This is a genomic window from Kocuria sp. KRD140 (assembly GCF_017168375.1).
Lineage (GTDB): Bacteria > Actinomycetota > Actinomycetes > Actinomycetales > Micrococcaceae > Kocuria > Kocuria marina.
This window is the reverse complement of record NZ_JABFAW010000021.1, coordinates 1-214: the sequence shown is the minus strand read 5'-3', so window position 1 is coordinate 214 and position 214 is coordinate 1. Positions and strand designations below refer to the sequence as shown.

Below are 214 nucleotides of genomic sequence, written 5' to 3'. Positions count from 1 at the left end.
AGCAGGCTCCGCGACGAGTGCCTGAACATCAACAGCTTCTACTCGCTGCTCCACGCCCAGGTCGTGATCGGCGACTGGAAGACCGAATACAACCACGACCGCCGGCATTCATCGCTCGGCTACCTCGCACCCGTCGACTACGCTCGGCAATGCACCCATCAATCGGAAACCGACGACTCGCACAGCGACCGGACCGAATGAAGGGGGCGGCCCA

Annotated in this window: 1 protein-coding gene; it reads left to right on the top strand. The window is 62.6% G+C overall.

Annotated elements, in window-relative coordinates; genetic code table 11:
* On the top strand, positions 1 to 201 hold a 201-nt coding region (locus tag J1M36_RS12435), incomplete at its 5' end, for an integrase core domain-containing protein (protein WP_206480008.1).
* Positions 202 to 214: the final 13 nt, after the last annotated feature.